This is a genomic window from Zoogloea sp. (assembly GCF_023150065.1).
GTDB lineage: Bacteria > Pseudomonadota > Gammaproteobacteria > Burkholderiales > Rhodocyclaceae > Zoogloea.
The window spans coordinates 230467-251349 of record NZ_JAKLLN010000001.1 but is presented as its reverse complement, the minus strand read 5'-3'; the positions used below and the strand labels follow the sequence as shown (position 1 = coordinate 251349).

Below are 20883 nucleotides of genomic sequence, written 5' to 3'. Positions count from 1 at the left end.
ACCCGGACCATGCAGATCCATCCCCGCATTGCCGAGCTGCGCGCCGCCCTGTCCGGCGCCGGCCGCGTCGCCTTCGTGCCCACCATGGGCAACCTCCACGACGGTCACATCGCCCTGATGCGCCAGGCCCGCAGCCACGCCGACGTGGTGGTGGCGAGCATCTTCGTCAATCGCCTGCAGTTCGGCCCGAAGGAAGACTTCGACAAATATCCGCGCACCTTCGAGAACGACTGCGCAAGGCTCGCCGACGCCGGCGTCAACTTCCTGTTCTCGCCAGATGAAAGGGAGATGTACCCCAGCCCCCAGCGCTACCACGTGGAGCCCGACCAGGCCCACGTGAATATTCTTGAAGGCGCCGTCCGCCCCGGCCACTTTGGCGGCGTGGCAACGGTGGTGCTCAAGCTCTTCAACATCGTCCAGCCCGACGTGGCCCTGTTCGGCAAGAAGGACTACCAGCAGCTGATGGTCCTGAAGAACATGGTCCGCGAACTGGCCCTGCCCATCGATGTGGTGGCCGGTGAGACCATCCGCGCCGATGACGGGCTCGCCCTGTCGTCCCGCAATGGCTACCTGAGTGAGGCCGAACGGGCGGAGGCACCGCGCCTGCACCGGCAGCTGGCCAGGATCCAACAGAGGATAGGCGCCGGCGAGCGCGATTTCCTGCGCCTTGAAACCGAAGCCACGGCCGAACTCGCGGCCCACGGCTGGCACCCGGACTACATCGCCATCCGCCAGCGCAGCGACCTGCAGTCACCCCAGGGTGACGCCCCGCTGGTCGTGCTCGGCGCGGCCAAGCTGGGTAACACCCGCCTCATCGACAATCTGGAAATCTGAGGGCCGCCAGCCCCCTGCAATTTTGGGGGGAATCAGGCGGAGGGATGGAGGCTCGCGGCGATCATCAGGTCGCCGCTGCGCTCATGCCGCTCGATCTGGCCGAAGAACTCGGCCAGCGCCATGCACTGACGGACATCCTCGAGCAGCAGATCGCTGCTCACGCACAGGTTCGTCTCGCTGATCTCGACACCCGCTGCGCAAGCCGTCCGGATGGCCCGGACAAGCTCCGGATAGACCGGATCACGCTGCAGCAACGCAGCCAGGCGCACCCGCACATGGGGCACGACACGGGACTTCCTGGGATATTGCTGCAGCCGCATGCAGGCCTGCAGCACGCTGTCACGCACCTGGCGGTGGTGCCCTTGGGCCTGCTCTCGACCAATTCGGTCGATGGACATCTGCCAATCAGGGGGAATACGCCGCAGCTCGACGGCACGCTCCCGCCAGGCCTGCCAGGCAATCATCCCGACGGCCAGCAGGCCAAGGGCGGCAAACAGATGGGCATCCATGATCGGGCTCCGTGCAACGCGTACTGATGCCCGAAGGGTAGAGGCCCCGACGGAAGTCGCACGGTGACAAATTCACGCTGGGATACAAATCCCGGACGTTATGACACAAAGAATCGACGTCGGCGCGAAATCGATCACGGCGCGTGCAGCCCCAGCACCTCCTGAGGCACGCTCCGTGTGTCAGACGTCTCGTGGCGCCGCTCCGGCGCGTCGGTGCTCCATTCATCGACGATCCGCTCAAGACGATAGCCGTTTCCGTACGCCGCGCTGAGGCGAAAGCCCGCCTCGGGACGCAAACCGAGCTTCCTGCGGATCCGGCTGACATGGGTATCCACCGTCCGGGACACCGCCAGCAGGGCACTCCCCCATACCGCTTCGAGCAGATGCCCGCGGGACAGGGTGCGCCCAAGATTGCGGAAAAGGAACAGGGCGAGTTCGAATTCCTTGTCGGTGAGGACCACGGGGGAGCCCTTGACGAGGATGCCCTTGGTGGTCATGTCGAAGCGGTAAGGCGGCATGTCGAGGAAATTGGTGCTGCCGAAATACCGGGGGTTGCGCCGGCGCAGGATGGCCCCCACCCGCGCCACCACCTCCCGGATACTGACCGGGCCAATGATGAAGTCGTCAGCACCGCTGCCCAGCGCCTCGGCGAGCTCCCCTTCGTTGTTACGGCAGTTGAAGAAGATGACCGAGCATTCGGTCTCCGACCCGCTGCGCAACTCCCGCAACAGCGCACCGGCATCCCCTCCGACCCAGTCGAGCAGGAAGAGATCGAAACTCTCCCGCATGGCCTCGCGTATCAGGGTGCGGGGATTGGTGTAACGATGAACGTGGTGCCCTGCCGCCTCAAGCGCGCCCGCAAGACCCTCAATCTGCCCATACTCGGCATGCAACAGCGCCAGGCGCATTCAGTTTTACCTCCACATGGACCGACATCATTGATGTCGAACGAATATCCTAGTCATCCACGGCATGGAAGGAAAATGCTGACCAATCCTGACCGGCTAAAGAAGCCGGACGTGGCCGTTGAAACGGTAGCCATGGCCGTAACTGGACACCAGCGGCAGCCTCATGCCGCACTTCACCACCACCTTGGCACGCAGGCGACTGACCAGGGCCTCGAGGCGCGCTTCGGTATAGCCCGCCGTCACCGCCGCCAGCTCGGCCACCAGATCACTCCGGCTCACCCGACGTTCCGCATCGCCAAACAACGTCTGCAGCAGACACCGCTCCAGAAGACTGATGGTCATGCTCTGCCCATTGGGTGCGCGCAGCAGATGTGCCTCCCGGTCCAGCACCCAATGGCTCGGCACCAGGGTGGGGACCAGCTTCGGTACCGGCGAATGCAGACAGCGATGCACGCTGATCAGGGTCGCCTCGAGCTCCTCCGGATCGATGGGGTGCACCAGGCAGGCATCGGCGCCTTCCCGGAGACAGGCGATACGCAGCGCCTTGTCGGCCTCGGCAACGCACAGGATCACGCCGCACCCCGTATAACTGCGCAGGCGCCGCCCGAAGGCCAGCCCGTCACCGTCCGGCAGACGTGCATCCACCACCACCAGCCCCACCGGCTCGAAAACCAGCGCCTCGGCCTGGGCAATGGATGTGGCCCAGCGCACCTGGAAGCCAGCCCGGCCCAAGTGCTCGGCGAGCCCTTCGCAGACCGCCGGATCGTGTTTCACCAGAATCACGGAAAGATCCATCACTCCGCCTCCCACCTGCGGCCCCGTTCATGGCGGAGCCTTACGGATGGATGCCCTCTCCCAAAATGCTTCAACCCGGCCCTCCCCCGGCAGCAATGCCGACAGGCGGAGGGCGCCAATACACGCAGCAACGCGAGACGAGATGTTAGGGGAAGCGCAGTACCTAAAACGGGCACTGACAAATGATTGCAATTGGGGATGGGAAACGGCGCCCTCCGCCCCCCGGCAAGGCACGCAAAGCCCGATTCCGCCTCCGCGGGCGAGCATGCACGGGCCGAGGGTCGCAGACCGCCCGACAACGGGCCGGAGGGGCCCCTGCAACAGGCAAAAAAGCCCCGCCGCCCCTTGCGCTCCGGGCGACTTGGCTCCAAGCTATATGTCCTGAGCAGCCGGAGCCTGCAGGCCCTCCGGCGCATCGAAACCAACAATAAGGAGGGTAGACAATGGCAGCAACGGTTCAGCAGATTCTTCAGAACAAGGGCGGCTCCACCCATTCGGTCACCCCCGCCACGACCGTGCTCGAAGCGCTCAAGCTGATGGCCGAGCGTAACGTGAGTGCGGTGCTGGTCACCGAGGGCCAACGCCTCGTCGGGATCTTCACCGAGCGTGATTACGCCCGCAAGGTCGTCCTCAAGGGCCTGGCCTCCAAAGACACCCTGGTCGGCGACCTGATGACCCAGAACGTCCTCACGGTCTCCCCCAGCCACACCATCGACGACTGTATGGCCATCATGACCAACAATCACATCCGCCACCTGCCGGTCGTGGCCCAGGGCCAGCTGGCCGGCATCGTCAGCATCGGCGATGCCGTCAAGTCGGTGATGGAGCAGCAGCAGGCCACCATCGACCAGTTGTCAGGCTACATCGCCGGCGGCATGACCACCTGATCGCCCGGCTGGCGCAGCGCCTCCCCGCGCCGCGCCGTCGCCATCGAGGCCGGGCTTACGGGGAAGCATCACCCGGCGCCTGTCCGCTCTCCCGCTCGTCGGCCAGAAATCCGGCGCTGGCGGGAAATGCCACCACCATCGCCAGCCCCTCACCACCGTCCCTGCGAACCAGCCCCGGCTCGAAACTCAAGCGGGCACCAAGAATGCGCACGATACGGGCCACGATCGACAGTCCCAACCCGCAGCCCTCCGCATCTTCATCACTCCCCCGGGCAAAGCGCGTCAGCATCTTGTCCCGCAGGGCCGGCTCGATGCCCGGCCCATCGTCGGACACTTTCAGCCGGCGGCCCTCGACATCCACCATCACATGCACCGCCCCCCCCTCGGGGGTATAACGCAGGGCGTTATCCACCAGGTTGCGCAGCAACACCTCCAGCCACCACCGGTTACCCAACACCTGCAACTCCCCCCGGGCATCCAGGGACAGGCTCTGCTGGCGACGCAGGGCCTGGGGTGCGAGGGTGGAGCAGACGCTGCGGGAGAGTTCGACCATATCCACCCTCGCCCCCTCCGCGAGGGCCGCGTCGGGGTCGAGGCGGGCCAGGGTGAGCAGTTGCTCAACCAGGTGGGTCATCCGGTCGACCCCGGAAAGCACCTGCGCCAGTGCGTGCCCGCGCACGCCGGCATCGGCGGCCCGATGCGCCACCTGGGCCTGAATCTTGAGCGCGGCCAAGGGGGTGCGCAGCTCGTGGGCGGCATCCGCGGTGAAGCGGCGCTCGTTGTCCAGGGCCTCTCCAAGGCGCTGCACCAGCGCATCCAGGGAACTGACCAGCGGCGCGACTTCGGCAGGAATGGGGCCGTTGATCTGCACCGGGGTCAGATGGCTGGCACTCAGCCCCCCCACCGCGGCGGCCACCGCGTCCACCGGGCGCAGTGCCCGCCCCACCACGACCCAGATCCCCAGGGCAATCAGGGGCAGGCCGATCAGGATGGGCGCGAGCAGGTGCAGGGCGATCTCGCCGGCCAGGCGGTAGCGGGCCCCGTGGTTCTGGCCGACGATCACCCGGTAACGGCTGTGATCGTGGTCCACGGTGTAAAAGCGCCACAGCTCGCCCTGGTGATCGTGCTCGTCAAAGCCCGGTTCCCGCGTTGCCGGCACATCCGTCATCTCGGCCGAGCGCACCAGCAGGCGCCAGCGCTCGCCGGTCTCCTCGCGTTGCCAGGCCTGGAAGGCCACCGGTAACTGGTAGTCATGCTGGTGTTCGGCCATTTCGTGGGCCACATGCCCGGGCTCCCCTGCCGCCACAATGGCCAGCAGGGTTTCGGCCACCTGCACAAGCTGGGCGTCGAAGAGCTCGTCCGCCTCGCCATGGGCGGTACGAAAAGCCACCACGGCCGACAGGCTCCACAGCACCGCCACCACGGCAATCAGCAGGCCCACCAGGCGGCGGCGCAGGGAATAGACCTGCCGCCCCCCGCTCATCGGGGCGCCTCGTCAATCAGGTAGCCCACCCCGCGCACCGTGCGGATCAGCTCGCTGCCCAGCTTGCGGCGCAGGTGGTGAATATGGACCTCCAGCGCATTGCTCTCCACGGCGTCGCCCCAGGCATACAGCTGCTCCTCCAGCACCCGCCGCGTAAGCACCCGACCGGCGGCGTCGAGCAGCACCCTCAACAGGTCGAACTCGCGACTTGTCAGGCTCACCGCCTCACCCTGCAGGGTCACCGTACGGGCTGCCGGATCGATGACCAGCTCGCCGTGACGCAGACAGGCGTCGGCTCGCCCGCTGGCCCGGCGCACCAAGGCGCGCAGACGTGCCGCCAGCTCGTCAAGGTCGAAGGGCTTGACCATGTAATCGTCGGCCCCCAGATCGAGACCGCGGACCTTGTCGGAAATCTGGTCCCGGGCCGTGAGGATCATCACCGGCACGGCATTGCCGGCACCGCGCAGGCTGGCCAGCACCGACAGGCCATCGCGCCGGGGCAGCCCCAGATCGAGGAGAACGGCAGCAAAGCCCTCGCCTGCCAGCGCAGCCAGCGCCGCCTCGCCGTCGCGCACCCAGTCCACGACGAAGCCCGCCGCGGCCAGCCCCGCCTGCACACCGTCGCCCAGCATTCGGTCGTCCTCGACCAGCAAGATCCGCATTCCGCCCTTCCTCCATTCACACCCCCGACAGGCGGGCAGAGCATGCTCCTCCCCGCGTCTTAATCAAAGCTTAAGACTGCCCGAAGACAGGCTTAAGGTTGCCTTAAGACCGCAGCACCAGGATGACGCCACCCCAATCCCCGTCCAGCCAACCCCGATGCTTGCCGGCCTACGCACCACCGCCCTCCTCACCGTCCTCACGATCACCGGCATCCACCCGGCCGCTGCCGAGCCCGGCGCAAACTTCATTGCCCTGACGCCGGCCCAGAGCGCCGCTCTGGGCATCGTCACCCGTCCGCTGGAGACCGCCGGCAAGGCTGCGGCGACCGGCCTGCCCGCCACGATCAGCATTCCCAACAGCCAGCAGCGGGTGATCGCCGCGCCGCTGGCCGGTGTCATCGAGCAACTGGAAACCGCCCCCGGACTCAACGTGAGCAAGGGCCAAGTGCTGGTGCGCATGAGCAGCCCCCAGGCGCTCGAGCTACAGCGCGACAGGCTCCAGGCCGACGCCCAGGCCACCCTCGCCCGGCAGAGCCTGCAACGGGACGAGCAGCTCCATCGGGAAGGCCTGATCGCCGAATCCCGGCTCCAGGCCAGCCGTGCCAACGCCGCCCAGGCCGCCGCCCAGGCCGCCGAGCGCCGCCAGGAGCTGGCCCTGGCCCAGCACAGCGGCGGACATACCCTGAGCCTGGCGGCCCCCATCGCCGGCAACGTGCTCGAGCAGCATGTCAGCGTCGGCCAGCGGGTCGAACAGTCCGCCCCCCTTTATCGCATCGCCCGACTCGATCCACTGTCCGTGGAAATCCAGGCCCCCCTCGCCGTTGCCGGCCAGGCGCGCGTCGGCACGACGCTGCGCATTCCTGCTGCGGGCGCCAGCGGCGAGCTGGTGGCCGTCGGCCGGGCGGTGGATCCAGGCAGCCAGAGTGTGCTGTTGCGCGGTCTGATCACCCGGGGCGCCCAGAACCTGCGCCCCGGGCAGGCGGCCGCCGTCGACCTGGACCTGCCCGCCACGGCAGCGGGCCAGGGCAGCGCCCGCGTGCCCTTGGCCGCCGTACTGCGCCACCAGGACCGGCAATGGGTCTTCGTGATCAGCCAGGCCGGCAGCATCGCTGGCTACCGGGCCATGCCGGTGCTCGTCGCCGGCCGGGTGGGTGACGCTGCCATCGTCACCGGCCTTCCCGGCAACGCGGTGATCGTGACCGGCGGGGTCGCGGCGCTCAAGGCCAACTGGCTGGGCATCGGAAAAGAGTAAGGCCATGCTCTCCCGCCTCATCGAGTTTTCCCTCACCCAGCGCCTGCTGGTCGCCGTTGCCACCCTGCTGCTCATCGGGGCCGGCGTGGTGGCCTGGAACGGCCTGCCGGTGGATGCCTTCCCCGACGTTTCGACCACCCAGGTCAAGCTGATCATCAAGGCCCCGGGCATGACGCCGGAAGAGGTCGAAGCCCGCATCACCGTGCCCATCGAGCAGGAGATGCTGGGCATTCCGCACCAGCGCCTGCTGCGCTCCACCTCCAAGTACGCACTGGCCGACGTGACCCTCGACTTCGACGACGGCACGGACATCTACTGGGCACGCCAGCAGGTCGGAGAGCGCCTCGCCGGCGTCATGGACAAGCTCCCCCCTGGCGCCAGCGGCGGGCTGGCCCCGATCACCACGCCGCTGGGCGAGATGTTCATGTTCACCATCGAGGGGCCCCTGTCCCTCGAAGAGAAACGCAGCCTCCTCGACTGGACGATCCGCCCGGCCCTGCGCACCGTGGCCGGCGTGGCCGACGTGAACAGCCTGGGTGGAGAAGCCCGCAGCTTCGAGATCGTCCCCGATCCGGCTGCCCTGGCCGCCCGCGGCCTGAGCCTGGCCCGGCTGCAGACCGCCCTGGAGAGCAACAACCGCAATGACGGTGCGGGGCGGCTCAACGAGGGCGAGGAGACCCTGCTGGTCCGCGCCGAGGGTGCCATCCAGACCCTCGACGACGTGCGCGCCATCGTGCTCGGGCGCAGCCAGGGTGGCGTGATCCGCATCGGTGACGTGGCCGAGGTCCGGACCGGCGGGCTGACCCGCTACGGCGCCGTGACCCGCAATGGCACCGGCGAAGCGGTACAGGGCCTGGTCCTCGGCCTGCGCGGCGCCAATGCCGGCAAGGTCGTGGAGGGCGTCAAGGCACGCCTCGCCGAACTCGTGCCCGCGCTGCCCCAGGGGGTCGAGATCCAGGTCTTCTACGATCGCAGCGAGCTGGTCGGACGGGCCATCCACACGGTCTCCAAGGCCCTGATCGAGGCCATCGTGCTGGTGCTGGTGCTGCTCCTGGCCTTCCTCGGCAATCTGCGGGCCGCCGTGGTGGTGGCCCTGATGCTGCCCCTGGCGGCCCTGGCCACCTTCATCGCCATGCGCGGCGTCGGCCTGTCCGCCAACCTGATGAGCCTGGGCGGCCTGGCCATCGCCATCGGCATGCTGGTGGATGCCGCCGTGGTGGTGGTCGAGAACGTCGAAACCCAGCTCTCCGCCGACGGCGCGGCCGCCCGCCAGCCCCTGCTCCACCTGATCTTCCGGGCCACCCGGGAGGTGGCCGCTCCGGTGGCCTCGGGCATCCTCATCATCATCATCGTCTTCCTGCCCCTGCTGACCCTGGAAGGGCTGGAAGGCAAGCTCTTCAGCCCGGTGGCCCTGACCATCGTGTTCGCCCTGTCGGCCTCGCTGATCCTGTCCCTCACCGTGGTACCGGTGCTGGCGTCCTTCCTGCTGAAGCGCGGCGAAGCCCACGAGCCCTGGCTGGTGCGCAAGCTGCAGGCCGGCTACATGCCCCTGCTCCGCCTGGCCCTGGCCCGCGGGCGTCTGGTGGGCGCCCTCGCCAGCGCTTCTCTGGTCGCCGCCGCCGTCGCCTACCTGGCGCTGGGCAAGACCTTCATGCCCACCATGGACGAAGGCGACATCATCATGCAGCTGGAAAAGCTGCCCTCCATCAGCCTGGCCCAGACCATCGCCACCGACCTGCGGGTGCAACAGGCGATCCTGAAGGCCGTGCCCGAGGTGAGGTCCATCGTGGCCCGCAGCGGCTCGGACGAGCTCGGCCTCGACCCCATGGGTCTCAACCAGACCGATACCTTCATGGTCCTCAAGCCCCGGGACGAATGGCGCCAGCCCGACAAGGCGTGGCTGGCGGATCAGCTGCGCGGGGTGATGGAGAGCTTTCCCGGCATCGCCCTCACCTTCACCCAGCCCATCGACATGCGGGTCTCGGAGATGCTGACGGGGGTGCGCGGCGATCTGGCCATCAAGCTCTACGGGCCGGACCTCCCCACCCTGAACCGTCTGGCCGGCGAAATCGAGACCGTGGTGAAAGGCGTTCACGGCGCCGAGGACACCCTCACCATCCGCAATGAAGGCGTGCAGTACCTGAAGATCCGCGTCGATCGCCTGGCTGCCGGCCGCTTCGGGCTCAATGTCGAAGACATCCAGAACACCCTGCGCAGCCTGCTCGAAGGTCGCGTGGCCGGCACCGTCATCGAGGCCACCCGCCGGGTGCCCCTGCTGATCCGCGGCCCGGCCAGCCTGCACCAGGACCCTGAAGCCTTCGCCGCCGTGCGCATCACCGCCCCTGACGGTCAGAGCCTGCCCCTGGCCAGCGTGGCGAGCATCGAGCGGGTCGATGGCCCGGTGAAGGTGGACCGGGAAAACGCCCAGCGCTATTCGGTGATCCAGTCCAACGTGCGCGGGCGCGACCTGGTCGGCTTTGTTGACGAGGCGCGGGCCGCAGTGGCCGCCAAGGTACCGCTCCCCCCCGGTTACCGGCTGGCCTGGGGCGGCCAGTTCGAGAACCAGCAGCGTGCGGCGGCGCGCCTGGGGGTGGTGGTGCCAATCGCCCTCGGCCTGATCTTCGTGCTGCTGTTCTCCACCTTCGGCTCGGTGCGTCAGGCCCTGCTGGTGCTGGCCATGGTGCCCTTCGCCATGGTCGGCGGCATCTTCGCCCTGGCCCTGTCCGGTGAATACCTGTCGGTGCCGGCCTCGGTGGGCTTCATCGCCCTGCTGGGCATCGCCGTTCTGAACGGCGTGGTGATGCTGACCTACTTCAACCAGCTCCTGGCCCGGGGCATGCCCATCGGCGAGGTGGTGGTGGAAGGTGCCCGACGGCGTCTGCGCCCGGTGCTGATGACCGCCAGCATCGCCGCCCTCGGCCTGGTGCCGCTGCTCTTCGCCACCGGCCCGGGCTCCGAGGTGCAGCGCCCCCTGGCCATCGTGGTCATCGGCGGCCTGGTCAGCGCCACGGCCCTGACCCTGCTGCTGCTGCCCCTGCTCTACCGGCGCTTCGGCGTCTCCCCCACCGTTTCCGAGGTGCATGCGCCATGAACTCTGCCACCGATGCCGGCGTCGTGCTGACCCTGGTGCTCCCCATTGAAGTGGAAGACGCCCTGCTCGAAACCCTGCTCGAACACCCGGACCTGGCACCCGGCTTCACCTCCCAGCGGGTCGAAGGCCAGGGCCAGCGGGTCACCTTCATCGGCACCGCCGAACATGTCCGTGGCCGTGCCGCCTGCTGCCGGGTTCAGCTGGTGATACCCCAGGCAAGTGCTGAGCAGCTGCTCGACATCCTGCGCCGTGAATTCGCCTCCAGCCGGGTGTTCTTCTGGATGGTGCCTGCCCTTGCCAGCGGGAGGCTCTGCTGATGCGCCACCTCCTGGCTCTGCTCACCCTCGGCGTGTCTGCCCTCGCAGCCGCGACCTCTCCCCCCGACCTGCCCCCCGAGCCCCAGGCCCTGGCCGCCCTGCGTGGCAGCCCGCTGGTGGACGCGGCAGGAGAGAACATCGAAGCCCAGGAGGCCCGCGCCCGGCGCCTGGCCGTGGGCACCCACGAATGGACATTGAGCCTGGGGGAGCAGAACCGCCGCGTGCGGACCACGCCGGAAGGCCGCTACACCGAATGGGATGTGGGCCTGGAACGGGGTCTGCGCCTGCCCGGCAAACGCGATCTGGATGTCCAGTTGGGGGCCGCGGGTGTCAACGTGGCACGGATAAGTCGTGGCGACGCACTCCACGAGGCAGGGCGCGGCCTGCTCAGCAGCTGGTTTGAATGGCTGCGGGAGCAAACCGCCGCCGCGCAATGGCAGCAGCAGCGGGACAATCTGGCACGCCAGGCCCAGGTGGTCAGGCGCCGTGTCGAGCTTGGCGATGCGCCGCGACTGGAGCGTCTGCAGGCCGACGCGGCCCTCGCCCAGGCCAGCGCCCAGCTCGCCCAGGCCGAAGGCCGGACACGGGTTGCCGCCGAGCGCCTGCGCCGCCACTACCCTACGCTGACCCTGCCCGGCTCGGTGCCCGAGATCGCCCCGGCTGCGCTGGACGGTGGCGCTGACGACTGGGTGGAGGCCGTTCTGCAGCACAACCATGAACTCGGCCTGGCCCGGGCGGAAAGTGCCCGGGCCCGCATCGGCGCCAGCCGCAGCGAGGCCGAGCGCCGCCCAGACCCCAGCATCGGCGTGCGCATGGCCCGCGAACGCAGCGGTGAGGAACGCCTGCTTGGCGTCAGTCTCAGCATTCCCCTGCCGGGCGAAGGTCGCCGTGCCGACAGCGACGCCGCCCTGGCCGACGCCCGCGCCAGCGCCCACCGGGAAGCCGGCGTGCGTCGGCGCGTGGAAGCCGAGGCCGCGGCCCAATATCAACGCGCCGTATCGGCCCGGGCCGGCTGGCAAAGTCAGCAATCCGCCGCCGAAGCCCTGTCAGGCAGCGCCGACCTGATGGAACGCGCCTGGCAACTGGGCGAAGGCACGCTGGCGGACACCCTGGCCGCCCGCCGTCTGGCCCATGAGGCACGCCTGGCCGCCCAGCTGGCCAGGCTGGACGCCAGCGAGGCCCGCTACCGACTCTTGCTCGACGCCCACCAGCTGTGGGCGGTGGACGAGGATGAACACCCGGGGTACGACCAACCCTGAGACCGGACGGAAATGCGGCGGCGCAACACGGACACGCTAGAATGGCGTTCGTCATAAACGTCGAACGCCCCGTGCCCGCCTCCCTGCCCCCCATCATCGACGTCGAGGCCTCGGGCTTCGGCGCCGCCAGCTACCCGATCGAGGTCGGCCTGGTGCTGCCCGATGGCAGCAGCTACTGCACCCTGATCCGCCCGGAAGCCCGCTGGACCCACTGGGACGCGAGTGCCGAAGCGGTACATCTGGTGAGCCGGGAGATGCTGCTGAAAAACGGCCGGAGCGCCGCCGAAGCAGCCCGCGAGATCAATGCACGCCTGCGGGGGATGACGGTTTACTGTGACTCCTGGTACCACGACTTCACCTGGCTGAGCCGGCTCTTCGATGCGGCCGAGCGCCCCCAGGCCTTCCGCCTGGAAGACATCCGCACCCTGCTCAACGAGGCCCAGGCCGAACACTGGTACGCCACCCGGCTTCAGGTGCAGGCCGATCTGTGCCTGCCCCGACACCGGGCCAGCAACGACGCCCGGATCCTGCAGGCCACCCTGGGCCGGGTGCGCGCTGCGTGGGGCAGCCCCGCCCCAATCCGGAGTGATGTTCAGAACGCCACGCGATAGCTCACCCCGGAAGGACCGAGGAGCCAGTTGCCGGTACGCACGCCCACATAGGCACCGGCGGCATTCCAGGCCATGTCCTTCCATGAGAAGCGGTTGCAATCCCGCGTGCCGTCATAGAGCTCCTTGGCCACGCCGGGCACCAGGGCCAGGCCGACCGCCGTCCAGGTATCGTCGGACAGGCGCGAGGCCCCGACGCCGAGGGCCAGCGACACACCAAAGTGGGCCGCCTTGTCGCTACCGGTCCAGTCATCGTTGTGGGGCCCGCAAGCCGCAGCGGCGGTACTCAGGGTGGCCAGCAGTGCAAAGGCGGAAAGCCGGGTTGGCAGGATTTTCAAGAATCACCTCATCATCAAATAATGTGTCATCCGCATGATACGGAAGAGCGTGGCAACTTGAATGCGTTTGCCACGCCTCACATGTCAGAATCCGGCAACTATCGAGCAAGGAGTGCGCCATGCATGAAATCCGGATCTGGGACCTTCCCCTGCGACTGTTCCACTGGGTTCTGGCGCTCGCCGTAACCGGTGCCATGATCAGCGGGCAGATCGGCGGCAATCTGATGATCTGGCACGGCCGGCTCGGCATCCTGATCGCCGGCCTGCTCGGTTTCCGTCTGGCCTGGGGCCTGATGGGGTCCACCTACGCCCGCTTTTCGAGCTTCGTGCGCGGCCCCGGGGCCATCCTGGCCTACCTGCGCGGTGACTGGCACGGGCTGGGACACAACCCGCTGGGCGCCCTGTCGGTGCTCGCCATGCTGGGAACGCTGGGGCTGCAGACCGCGGGCGGGCTGTTCGGCAACGACGACATCGCCTTTCAGGGGCCCCTGTACGCTCTGGTTTCCAAGGACACCAGTGACTGGCTGAGTGGCCTGCACCGCAAGGGCTTCTGGCTGATCCTGCTGCTGGTGCTCACCCACCTGGGCGCCATCGTGTTCTACCTGCGGGTACGCGGGGATAACCTGGTGCGCCCCATGATCACCGGCCGCAAACTGGTCAGCACACCCGACGGCCTGCCTCCAGCCCGGGGCGGGGGCATTGTGGCACTGCTCCTGGCCATCGGCGTCGGGGTGGGCGTGGCCTACGCGGCCAGCGGTGCCTGGCAGCCACCTCCGCAGCCCGAGCCGGCAGTCGCACCGGCCTGGTAAGGGCTGGCCGCCACGGGCCCTCCCACAGGCAGAGCAGTGCCCTGCCGAAATGGCGCGGCGGGCGTGAGCACCGCGCCGCCTTGCTTACTCGTCCTTGCGGAACTTGTCGTGACAGGCCTTGCAGGACTCACCGGTCTTGCCGAACTGCGCCTTGATTGCCGCCGCATCCCCCGTGGCCGCCACCCTCTGCAGTTCATTGGCTTCCTTCACGAAGGCCACCGCCAGCTTGCGCACTTCATCCTGCTGCTGAAAGAACTCGGGCTTGACGCGGGTTTTCTGGCTGCCGACTTCTTTGTCGGTGCCCGCGCCGAAAAGCGCACCCATGCCGGAGTTGGCCGTGGCGGCGATCAGGTTGGCCGCCGCCAGCACCTGGTCCTTGTTGAAGCTGGACGGGTTGTCGATGGTCTGGGCCTTGATCTTGCCCATGTTCCAGGACATGAAGGCATAGCCTGCCTTGCGGAACTTGATCTGGTCTTCCGGCTTCACCTGGGCGCTGGCCCCGGTGGCGAGGCCCAGGATCAGGGCGGCAAAAAGCGCTTGTTTGATCTTCATGAACTCACTCCCTGTGTGGTTGATGTCAAAAAAGGCCGGTCTGGCCATGTGGCTGACCGGTGCTCAACTGTCTGGCGGATTATTCCACAACGCTGGAGAAACCCTTTCACAGACATGCCGATGGATTCAAGCGGGTCCTGCGTTGGGAACAAACCGCCGAGCACCAGGTTCAGACGACATCCCGATCCAATCCGAGGCCCCCAATGCCCCGCGCTCCCATCAGCTTTGCCCTGCTTGCTGCCAGTACCCTGGCTTCCCTGCCCGCCATCGCCAGCGACCGGATCGACCGCCAGACCGAAACCGCCATTCCCCGCACCGGCAACCTCTATGGCCTGGGCATAGGGGTGCTCCCCGCCACATCCGGCTCCGACGAGCTGCGCACCATGGTCCTGCCGGTGTTCAGGCCAGCTATGCCGACCGCTTCTACATCAACGCCCTGCGTGCCGGGGTGTGGCTGGTGGACTCCGACGACCGCCGCCTGCGCATAGGCCTCGCCGCCGATGCCCGTTTCGGCTGGGACGCAGAAGATGGAAGGCGCACCAAGGGCATGCACGACCGGGACTTTGCGGTGGACCTGGGCCCGGCCCTGCGCTGGCAGACCGACTACGGCACCCTCAACGCCCAGTGGGGCTTCGATGCGGGCTCCGCAAGCAAGGGCCAGAGCGCCCAGCTTCAATTCGTGCGGGCCCTGATCCGTGGCCCGGGGCTACGCCTCAACGGCCTGGTCGGCATCACCTGGAATGATCGCAGGATGAACAACTACTACTATGGCGTTGCACCTTCCGAGGCTGCTCCGGGGCGCCCGGCCTACACCGCGGGTGCCGGCACCCAACTGCAGGCGGGGGTCAATGGTGCGTGGCCGGCAGGCGAGCGCGGGTCGATACTCTTCGGCCTGATGGCCACGCGCCTCGGCAGCGCCCAGGCCGACAGCCCGATCGTCGAGACACGCATCCAGCCGCTCGCCTACGTGGGCTACGGCTGGACCTTCTGAAAAGCGGCAGGACTCAGAGCGGGCGCCGGACAGTCAGGGCACCGCGGATCTGGCCTTTTTCATAACCGAAGGCCCGGTCGAGGGGATAGTTACGGGCCAGCTCACTCTTCAGCCCGGCATCGATCTGCTCGGCCGGTCCATGACACTTGAAGCACACGTCACCGACGGGGATGGCCCGCATGTACCGGAACACCGGCTTGCCATTCTCGGTGACGATCTCGCCCGTCTCCAGGCTCTCGATCTTCTCGCCGGCGGCGGCACGGATGTTGAAATCAGCCAGCTGACGCGCCTCCCAGGTGTCCGGCGTGCCACGCTCCGGGTTGCGGGCCTTCAGGCTGACCCGGGACATCTTCCAGCCGGTCTTCTCCGACTGCTCCCTGAGCAGTTGCGGCGCCTTCTCCTTGCACACCGGGATGGCTTCGACCACCCCACGGCTGGCCACCGTCTCCTGCATCATCGCAACCACCTTAGGCAGCACCGGCAGGGCATTCTTGCGGGTATCCAGCTTCAGGGCCTCCACATCCTGGGCCTGGGCCGATCCGGCCAGAAGCGCTGCAGTCACAAGGGCAATACGTAGCATGAGAGCATCCTTTAATTAGACTAATCTAATATACAGGATGTGCAGCCCACCCGGCCAGACGGATTTCAGTCTGACCACCATGCAACCAAATCCGCTGCAGAAAGACCAACAGGAACCCCAACCCCGAGGAGCACATCATGGAAAGCCAGACCCACAGCATCGCCAATCTGTTCGCCCAGCTCGGCCTGCCCAGCGAAGCGGCCGCCATTGATGCCTTCATCGATGCCCACTCGCCCCTGCCCCATGAGCTGCGGCTGGCCGACGCTCCGTTCTGGACCCCCGCCCAGGCGCATTTCCTGAAGACCGAGCTCGATGAGGACGCCGACTGGAGTGCCGTCATCGACACCCTCGACGCCCGCCTGCGTCACCGGGCCTGAACCGCCGGCCAGGCAGATGAAGACGGCGGGCTTTCAGTCCGCCAGCAGGAAACGCTGGGGATCAACGCCCCACTTGCCCGGGGCCTCGGCCGAGACGATGCGATCTCCCCCGCCGTTCCCGAGCTTGCGGCCCAGGTCGAGGAGCTCGGGCTTGATGTAGCCGTTGGACTTGGTACTGAAGAACACCCGCAGCTTCGGGGTCAGCAGGCTGCCCTCGTTCTGTTCGATCACCACCCCCAGCCGGCCTGACTCCAGCTTCACCAGGCTGCCCACCGGGTAGATGCCCACACAGCGCATGAAGGCCTGGAGCAGCTTCTGGTCGAAGTGGTCGGTGCTCCATTCCCACATCTTGCGCAGGGCCTCGGCCGCCGGCATGCCCTTGTGATAGCAGCGATCGGCGGTGATCGCGTCGTACACATCCACAATCGCCGCCATGCGTGCCATGGTGGAGATCGAATCGCCCGCCAGCCGGTCCGGATAGCCGGTGCCATCGAGGCGTTCGTGGTGATGACGGGTGATATCGAGGGGGATCGGCCCGATACCCGGGGTTTCCAGCAGCACCGCGTGTCCGTCCCCGGGATGCTGCTTGATCAGGTCGAACTCGGCGTCGGTGAGGCGTCCGGGCTTGTTCAGCACCTCGTCCGGCACCTTCATCTTGCCAATGTCGTGGAGCAGGCCGCCGATGCCGCCCTGGCGCAACTCGTCCCCATCGATGCCGAGGGAGCGTCCGAAGGCAATCATCAGGGTGCACACGCTGACGGAATGCAGAAAGGTGTAGTCGTCCTTGTTCTTGATGCCGATCAGCCCCATCAGCGCCCCGCCGTTGCGCAGCACCGACCCGGTGATGGCTTCGACCACCGGCTCGGCGTCGTCGAGGGACACCGCCTTGCCCAGGCGCACGTCACTCATCATGGTGCGCACCACCTTGTGGGCCTGCTCATGGACGCGCTTCGCCCGGGCCAGCTCTTCCCGCACTGAAACGCGGACGATCTGCTCCTGGGGAGCGGACATGGCCTTGACGATCTCCTGCTCGACCGCTGCCTGAACCTGGTCTGCCGCCACCGCCTCCACGTCGTCAAGACCGCGATCCGTGTCGATATAGACGTGCTGGATACCCGCCTCGACGATGCGGCGCAGATCGCCATCGCCCTTCAGCACGAACTGGGCACGCCAGAATGGATGGGACATCCAGTCGCCACACAGCTCCTGGATAAACATGCCGGGTCGAAGCCGGGCCACTGGGATTTTCTTCAACATGGAACGGGGCACGGTGGGGAGGGAAGTGGGACGATGCAAGGCCGCCTGTTTTCCATAACGAGCCTGTAACGACCCTCAAGCGCCGGGCTTGAGCCGGTTTCGGTGTCTGAGTGTGTCATACCCTTGCAAAGGTACACGATACGCAACCGCTATAATGCGAACTCTTTCCGCACTGCACATTCAATAGTTCATGGACATCATCCTGCTTCTGAAGGCGCTGATTCTCGGCGTGGTCGAAGGTTTGACCGAATTTCTGCCGATCTCCAGCACCGGACACCTGATCCTTGCCGGCGACCTGCTCAACTTCAACGATGACCGGGGCAAGCTCTTCGAGATCGTGATCCAGTCCGGGGCCATCCTCGCCGTGGTGTGGGAATACCGCGAACGGGTGATCCGGACCTTCTCCGGCCTGGGCCGGCAGCCCGAGGCCAACCGGCTGGTGCTCAACCTCTTCATCGCCTTCCTGCCCCTGGCCATCCTCGGGCTGATCTTCGGCAAGGCCATCAAGGCTTCCCTGTTTGCGCCCATCCCGGTGGCGACCGCCTTCATCCTCGGCGCCTTCGTGATCCTGTGGGCCGAGCGCCGCCAACACAGTATCCGCATCCACAGCGTGGACGAAATGAGCCCCCTGGACGCCCTCAAGATGGGTTTGGCCCAGGCGGTGGCCCTTATCCCCGGCACTTCGCGCTCCGGCTCCACCATCATCGGCGGCATGCTGTTCGGCTTCTCGCGCCACGCCGCCACCGAGTTCTCCTTCTTCCTGGCCATTCCCACCCTCGGCATGGCCACCGTCTATCAGCTCTACAAGGAACGTGCCCTGCTGAGCATGGACGATCTGGGCATGTGGGTGGTGGGCTTCATCTCCGCCTTCGCCTCGGCTTTCCTGTGCGTGCGCTGGCTGCTGCGCTACATCTCCAACCACGACTTCGTGCCCTTCGCCTGGTACCGCATCGCCTTCGGCATCGTGGTGCTGACCACCTGGCACTTTGGCCTGGTGGAATGGACGGCCCACTGAGCACCCCGGTCGTAACGGCCCGGAGCGCCTCCGGGCCGTCGTTCCCGGTGCCCCACCGCACCCGGCTCACCGACCTCCACGACAGCCGGCGGGCCCGCAGCCTGCCCCTCAAGCTCTACCTTCCCGACGCGGCCCCGGCCGGCCTGATCCTTTTCTCCCACGGGCTCGGTGGCACCCGCGAAGGCGGCAGCGTATGGCTGTCCCACTGGGCCGGGCTGGGCTTCGCCGCCATCGCGGTGCAGCACCCGGGCAGTGACACCAGCCTGCTCCACAACAACTCTCCCCTGGCCCTGCGCCAGGCTTTCCGCCTGGCCATGAACCCCGACGAGCTGAGCCGCCGCGCCGACGACCTGCGCTTCGTGCTCAGCCGCATCGGCCGCGAACCAGGCTTCCCCGACGCCATCAATTCGGCGCAGAAAATCGGTCTGTGCGGGCATTCCTTCGGTGCCGTCACCGTGCAGCTGCTGGCCGGTGAGCGTCGCCCGGAACAGCGGCCGGAACCCACGGATGCCCGTGTGGCGGCCATCCTGGCCTTGAGCCCGTCCGCCCGCCATGCCGACAAGGGCCCCGGGCTTGCCCACCGCTTCGGGCAGATCCGCCTGCCCTTCCTGAGCATCACCGGCAGCCGCGATGACGGCATGGGCCTGTCCGACATCACCGCCGCCAACCGCGAGCTGCCTTACCGCCATATGCCGCCGGGCGACAAGGCCCTGCTGGTATTCGCCGGCGGCACCCATCTGGACTTTGCCGGGCAGGCCAGCCAGGCCGAAGGCTCGCTATTCCCTGTCCGCCGCGAGCCACCGGTTTTCCGCGACAATCTGCTGGCGGCCGGGGCGGCCTTCTGGCGTGCCCACCTGGCGGGCGATGCCGATGCCCGCCACTGGCTGAACACCACCTTTCCCGGCCAACTGCGGCCTGAAGACCGCTTCGAGACCAAATGATCATCTACCTCCACGGCTTTCGCTCCGGCCCCGAATCCTGGAAAGCCCGCAGCCTGGGTGCACGCATGGCTGCCCATGGCCTGGGCGATGCCCTGTGGTGCGGGCAGCTCCCCGTCTCCGCCCGGGAGGCCATCGCCCTGGCCGAAACCCAAATCGCCCGCTGCCACACGCCGCCCACTGTCGTCGGCAGCTCCCTGGGGGGTTACTACGCCACCCATCTGGCCGAAAAACACGGGCTCCGGGCGGTGCTGGTCAATCCCGCGGTGATTGCGCCCCTGTCCCTGTCGGCCTACCTGGGTACCCAGACCCATATGTACACCGGTGAGACCTTCGAATTCACTCCCGCCCACATCGCCGAGCTGCAGGCCATCGAAGCCCCGGCCATCACGCGGCCAGAGCGCTACTGGCTGATGGTGGAGACCGGCGACGAGGTCCTCGATTACCGTCACGCGGTGGCACGCTATGCCGGCTGCCGGCAGAGCGTGCTGGAAGGCGGCGACCACAGCTTCACCCGCTGGGACGACTACCTCGATCCCATTCTCCAGTTCGCCGGACTCCTGCCCGAATGACCACCCACACCCCCGAAGGCTTCGACGCCCGCCGCTTCAAGTCCCTGGAGCGCAGCGGTTTCAACCGCATCGCCGCCCGCTATGCCGACGGCGCCCCCCTGCGGGCCAGCCTGCAGGCTGCCCTTCTCGACGCTGCAGCGCTGGCCCCTGGCGAGCATGTCCTCGATCTGGCCGCCGGCCCCGGCCTGCTGGCCCGGGACGCCGCCCGCCGGGTGTTGCCCGACGGCTGGGTGCTGGCCAGCGACATTGCCGAGGCCATGCTGGCCGAAGGGCTGCAGCGCGCCACCCAGGAAGGCCTGCCCGATCTCCTCGCCACGGCCTGCGACGCGGAACACCTGGCCTTTGCCGACGGCAGCTTCGATGCCGCCCTCCTCGGTCTGGGCCTGTTCATCTTTCCCGACCCAGCCAGGGCCCTGAGCGAGCTGCACCGGGTGCTCCGGCCAGGCGGGCGCATCGCCCTGTCGGTGTGGAGTCCCAGGGAGGACGTGCCGCTGATCGCCCGTGCCCAGGACTGCATCGCCCGGCTGCTGCCGGCCCCCAAGGTGCCGCGCCCGTCGGTGTTCCGCCTGGGTACGGCAGAGGCGCTGAACCCGCTACTGCAGGCAGCAGGCTTCAACGGGGTAAAGCTGGAGCCCCATGCCTTCACCTGCCGCTTTGCCTGCGCCGACGACTACTGGCAGGCCTTTCTGGATCTGGCCGGGGGAGCCGCCGAAGCCCTGTCACGACTCCCGGAAGCCACCCAGGCCCGGCTGCGCGAGGAGGTCGCCACCGAACTCGCCTCCCACCGGGAGGGAGATGGCTACACCGTGGGGGGCAGCGTGCTGATCGCCACTGCGCAGCGCGACTGAC

General features: G+C 67.5%; 24 protein-coding genes. 15 read left to right on the top strand and 9 right to left on the bottom strand.

Features of this window, described 5'->3' with window-relative positions; all coding sequences use genetic code 11:
• Positions 1–9 precede the first annotated feature (9 nt).
• Positions 10–834: a pantoate--beta-alanine ligase gene (gene panC, locus L6Q67_RS01245; RefSeq protein ID WP_296564011.1), complete on the top strand. Its 825-nt coding sequence runs from the start codon at positions 10–12 to the stop codon at positions 832–834.
• Between the two features lie 32 nt (positions 835–866).
• Here the strand turns inward: panC and L6Q67_RS01240 are convergent, their stop codons facing one another.
• The 3 genes from L6Q67_RS01240 to L6Q67_RS01230 form a co-directional block, all read right to left on the bottom strand.
• Positions 867–1343 (bottom strand): hypothetical protein, encoded by a 477-nt coding sequence (locus L6Q67_RS01240; RefSeq protein WP_296564008.1) that lies wholly within the window; start codon positions 1341–1343, stop codon positions 867–869.
• 134 nt (positions 1344–1477) lie between these two features.
• Entirely contained in the window at positions 1478–2251 is a 774-nt protein-coding gene (locus L6Q67_RS01235; RefSeq protein WP_296564005.1) for a response regulator transcription factor, read from the bottom strand.
• Between the two features lie 96 nt (positions 2252–2347).
• Positions 2348–3034, bottom strand: coding sequence for a response regulator transcription factor (locus L6Q67_RS01230; RefSeq protein ID WP_296564003.1), 687 nt, complete (start codon positions 3032–3034; stop codon positions 2348–2350).
• A gap of 455 nt (positions 3035–3489) precedes the next feature.
• Between L6Q67_RS01230 and L6Q67_RS01225 the strand changes: the two genes are divergently transcribed.
• Positions 3490–3933: a CBS domain-containing protein gene (locus L6Q67_RS01225; protein WP_296564001.1), complete on the top strand. Its 444-nt coding sequence runs from the start codon at positions 3490–3492 to the stop codon at positions 3931–3933.
• 55 nt (positions 3934–3988) lie between these two features.
• Here the strand turns inward: L6Q67_RS01225 and L6Q67_RS01220 are convergent, their stop codons facing one another.
• Entirely contained in the window at positions 3989–5416 is a 1428-nt protein-coding gene (locus L6Q67_RS01220; RefSeq protein ID WP_296564000.1) for an ATP-binding protein, read from the bottom strand.
• Positions 5413–6078: a response regulator gene (locus L6Q67_RS01215; RefSeq protein ID WP_296563998.1), complete on the bottom strand. Its 666-nt coding sequence runs from the start codon at positions 6076–6078 to the stop codon at positions 5413–5415. The genes L6Q67_RS01220 and L6Q67_RS01215 overlap by 4 nt, the downstream gene beginning before the upstream one ends.
• A gap of 157 nt (positions 6079–6235) precedes the next feature.
• On the opposite strand from L6Q67_RS01215, the gene L6Q67_RS01210 reads away from it, so the two are divergent.
• Genes L6Q67_RS01210 through L6Q67_RS01190 form a run of 5 tightly spaced genes read left to right on the top strand, consistent with a single transcriptional unit; the run spans position 6236 to position 12608 of the window.
• On the top strand, positions 6236–7330 hold the full coding sequence (locus L6Q67_RS01210) for an efflux RND transporter periplasmic adaptor subunit (protein ID WP_296563996.1): 1095 nt from the start codon (positions 6236–6238) through the stop codon (positions 7328–7330).
• Between the two features lie 4 nt (positions 7331–7334).
• Positions 7335–10421, top strand: a complete 3087-nt coding sequence (locus L6Q67_RS01205) for a CusA/CzcA family heavy metal efflux RND transporter (RefSeq protein WP_296563994.1) — start codon at positions 7335–7337, stop codon at positions 10419–10421.
• Positions 10418–10738, top strand: coding sequence for a DUF3240 family protein (locus tag L6Q67_RS01200; protein ID WP_296563991.1), 321 nt, complete (start codon positions 10418–10420; stop codon positions 10736–10738). The genes L6Q67_RS01205 and L6Q67_RS01200 overlap by 4 nt, the downstream gene beginning before the upstream one ends.
• On the top strand, positions 10738–11997 hold the full coding sequence (locus L6Q67_RS01195; RefSeq protein ID WP_296563989.1) for a TolC family protein: 1260 nt from the start codon (positions 10738–10740) through the stop codon (positions 11995–11997). Before L6Q67_RS01200 ends, L6Q67_RS01195 begins: the two co-directional genes overlap by 1 nt.
• Before the next feature lie 41 nt (positions 11998–12038).
• Positions 12039–12608 carry a hypothetical protein gene (locus tag L6Q67_RS01190; RefSeq protein WP_296563988.1) on the top strand — a complete coding sequence of 190 codons (570 nt, stop codon included), beginning with the start codon at positions 12039–12041 and terminating at the stop codon, positions 12606–12608.
• Here the strand turns inward: L6Q67_RS01190 and L6Q67_RS01185 are convergent.
• Positions 12590–12943: a hypothetical protein gene (locus tag L6Q67_RS01185; RefSeq protein ID WP_296563987.1), complete on the bottom strand. Its 354-nt coding sequence runs from the start codon at positions 12941–12943 to the stop codon at positions 12590–12592. The genes L6Q67_RS01190 and L6Q67_RS01185 overlap by 19 nt on opposite strands.
• Positions 12944–13062: 119 nt before the next feature.
• Between L6Q67_RS01185 and L6Q67_RS01180 the strand changes: the two genes are divergently transcribed.
• Positions 13063–13752, top strand: a complete 690-nt coding sequence (locus tag L6Q67_RS01180) for a cytochrome b/b6 domain-containing protein (RefSeq protein WP_296563985.1) — start codon at positions 13063–13065, stop codon at positions 13750–13752.
• A gap of 84 nt (positions 13753–13836) precedes the next feature.
• Here the strand turns inward: L6Q67_RS01180 and L6Q67_RS01175 are convergent, their stop codons facing one another.
• On the bottom strand, positions 13837–14304 hold the full coding sequence (locus L6Q67_RS01175) for a cytochrome c (RefSeq protein WP_296563983.1): 468 nt from the start codon (positions 14302–14304) through the stop codon (positions 13837–13839).
• Positions 14305–14507: 203 nt separating this feature from the next.
• On the opposite strand from L6Q67_RS01175, the gene L6Q67_RS01170 reads away from it, so the two are divergent.
• The gene (locus tag L6Q67_RS01170; RefSeq protein WP_296563980.1) at positions 14508–14792 is read left to right on the top strand and encodes a hypothetical protein; all 285 of its coding nucleotides are present in this window, start codon (positions 14508–14510) and stop codon (positions 14790–14792) included.
• Positions 14762–15295 (top strand): MipA/OmpV family protein, encoded by a 534-nt coding sequence (locus L6Q67_RS01165; RefSeq protein WP_296563977.1) that lies wholly within the window; start codon positions 14762–14764, stop codon positions 15293–15295. The genes L6Q67_RS01170 and L6Q67_RS01165 overlap by 31 nt, the downstream gene beginning before the upstream one ends.
• A gap of 13 nt (positions 15296–15308) precedes the next feature.
• On the opposite strand, the gene L6Q67_RS01160 is transcribed toward L6Q67_RS01165, so the two are convergent.
• A complete protein-coding gene (locus L6Q67_RS01160) occupies positions 15309–15875 on the bottom strand; it encodes a DUF3365 domain-containing protein (protein ID WP_296563975.1) in 567 nt (188 codons plus the stop codon).
• Positions 15876–16012: 137 nt separating this feature from the next.
• Here L6Q67_RS01160 and L6Q67_RS01155 point away from each other — a divergent pair, with 137 nt between their 5' ends.
• Positions 16013–16252: a DUF2789 family protein gene (locus L6Q67_RS01155; protein WP_296563972.1), complete on the top strand. Its 240-nt coding sequence runs from the start codon at positions 16013–16015 to the stop codon at positions 16250–16252.
• 33 nt (positions 16253–16285) lie between these two features.
• Here L6Q67_RS01155 and L6Q67_RS01150 read toward each other — a convergent pair whose 3' ends face one another.
• A complete protein-coding gene (locus L6Q67_RS01150; protein ID WP_296563969.1) occupies positions 16286–17509 on the bottom strand; it encodes an HD-GYP domain-containing protein in 1224 nt (407 codons plus the stop codon).
• Positions 17510–17699: 190 nt separating this feature from the next.
• Here L6Q67_RS01150 and L6Q67_RS01145 point away from each other — a divergent pair, with 190 nt between their 5' ends.
• From L6Q67_RS01145 to L6Q67_RS01130, 4 genes are read left to right on the top strand one after another with little or no spacing between them, the layout of a single operon-like run.
• Positions 17700–18524 (top strand): undecaprenyl-diphosphate phosphatase, encoded by an 825-nt coding sequence (locus L6Q67_RS01145; protein ID WP_296563966.1) that lies wholly within the window; start codon positions 17700–17702, stop codon positions 18522–18524.
• Positions 18509–19465, top strand: coding sequence for a hypothetical protein (locus L6Q67_RS01140; protein WP_296563964.1), 957 nt, complete (start codon positions 18509–18511; stop codon positions 19463–19465). The genes L6Q67_RS01145 and L6Q67_RS01140 overlap by 16 nt, the downstream gene beginning before the upstream one ends.
• Entirely contained in the window at positions 19462–20034 is a 573-nt protein-coding gene (locus L6Q67_RS01135; protein ID WP_296563961.1) for a YqiA/YcfP family alpha/beta fold hydrolase, read from the top strand. The genes L6Q67_RS01140 and L6Q67_RS01135 overlap by 4 nt, the downstream gene beginning before the upstream one ends.
• The gene (locus tag L6Q67_RS01130) at positions 20031–20882 is read left to right on the top strand and encodes a class I SAM-dependent methyltransferase (RefSeq protein WP_296563958.1); all 852 of its coding nucleotides are present in this window, start codon (positions 20031–20033) and stop codon (positions 20880–20882) included. The genes L6Q67_RS01135 and L6Q67_RS01130 overlap by 4 nt, the downstream gene beginning before the upstream one ends.
• The last annotated feature ends 1 nt before the right edge of the window (position 20883 follow it).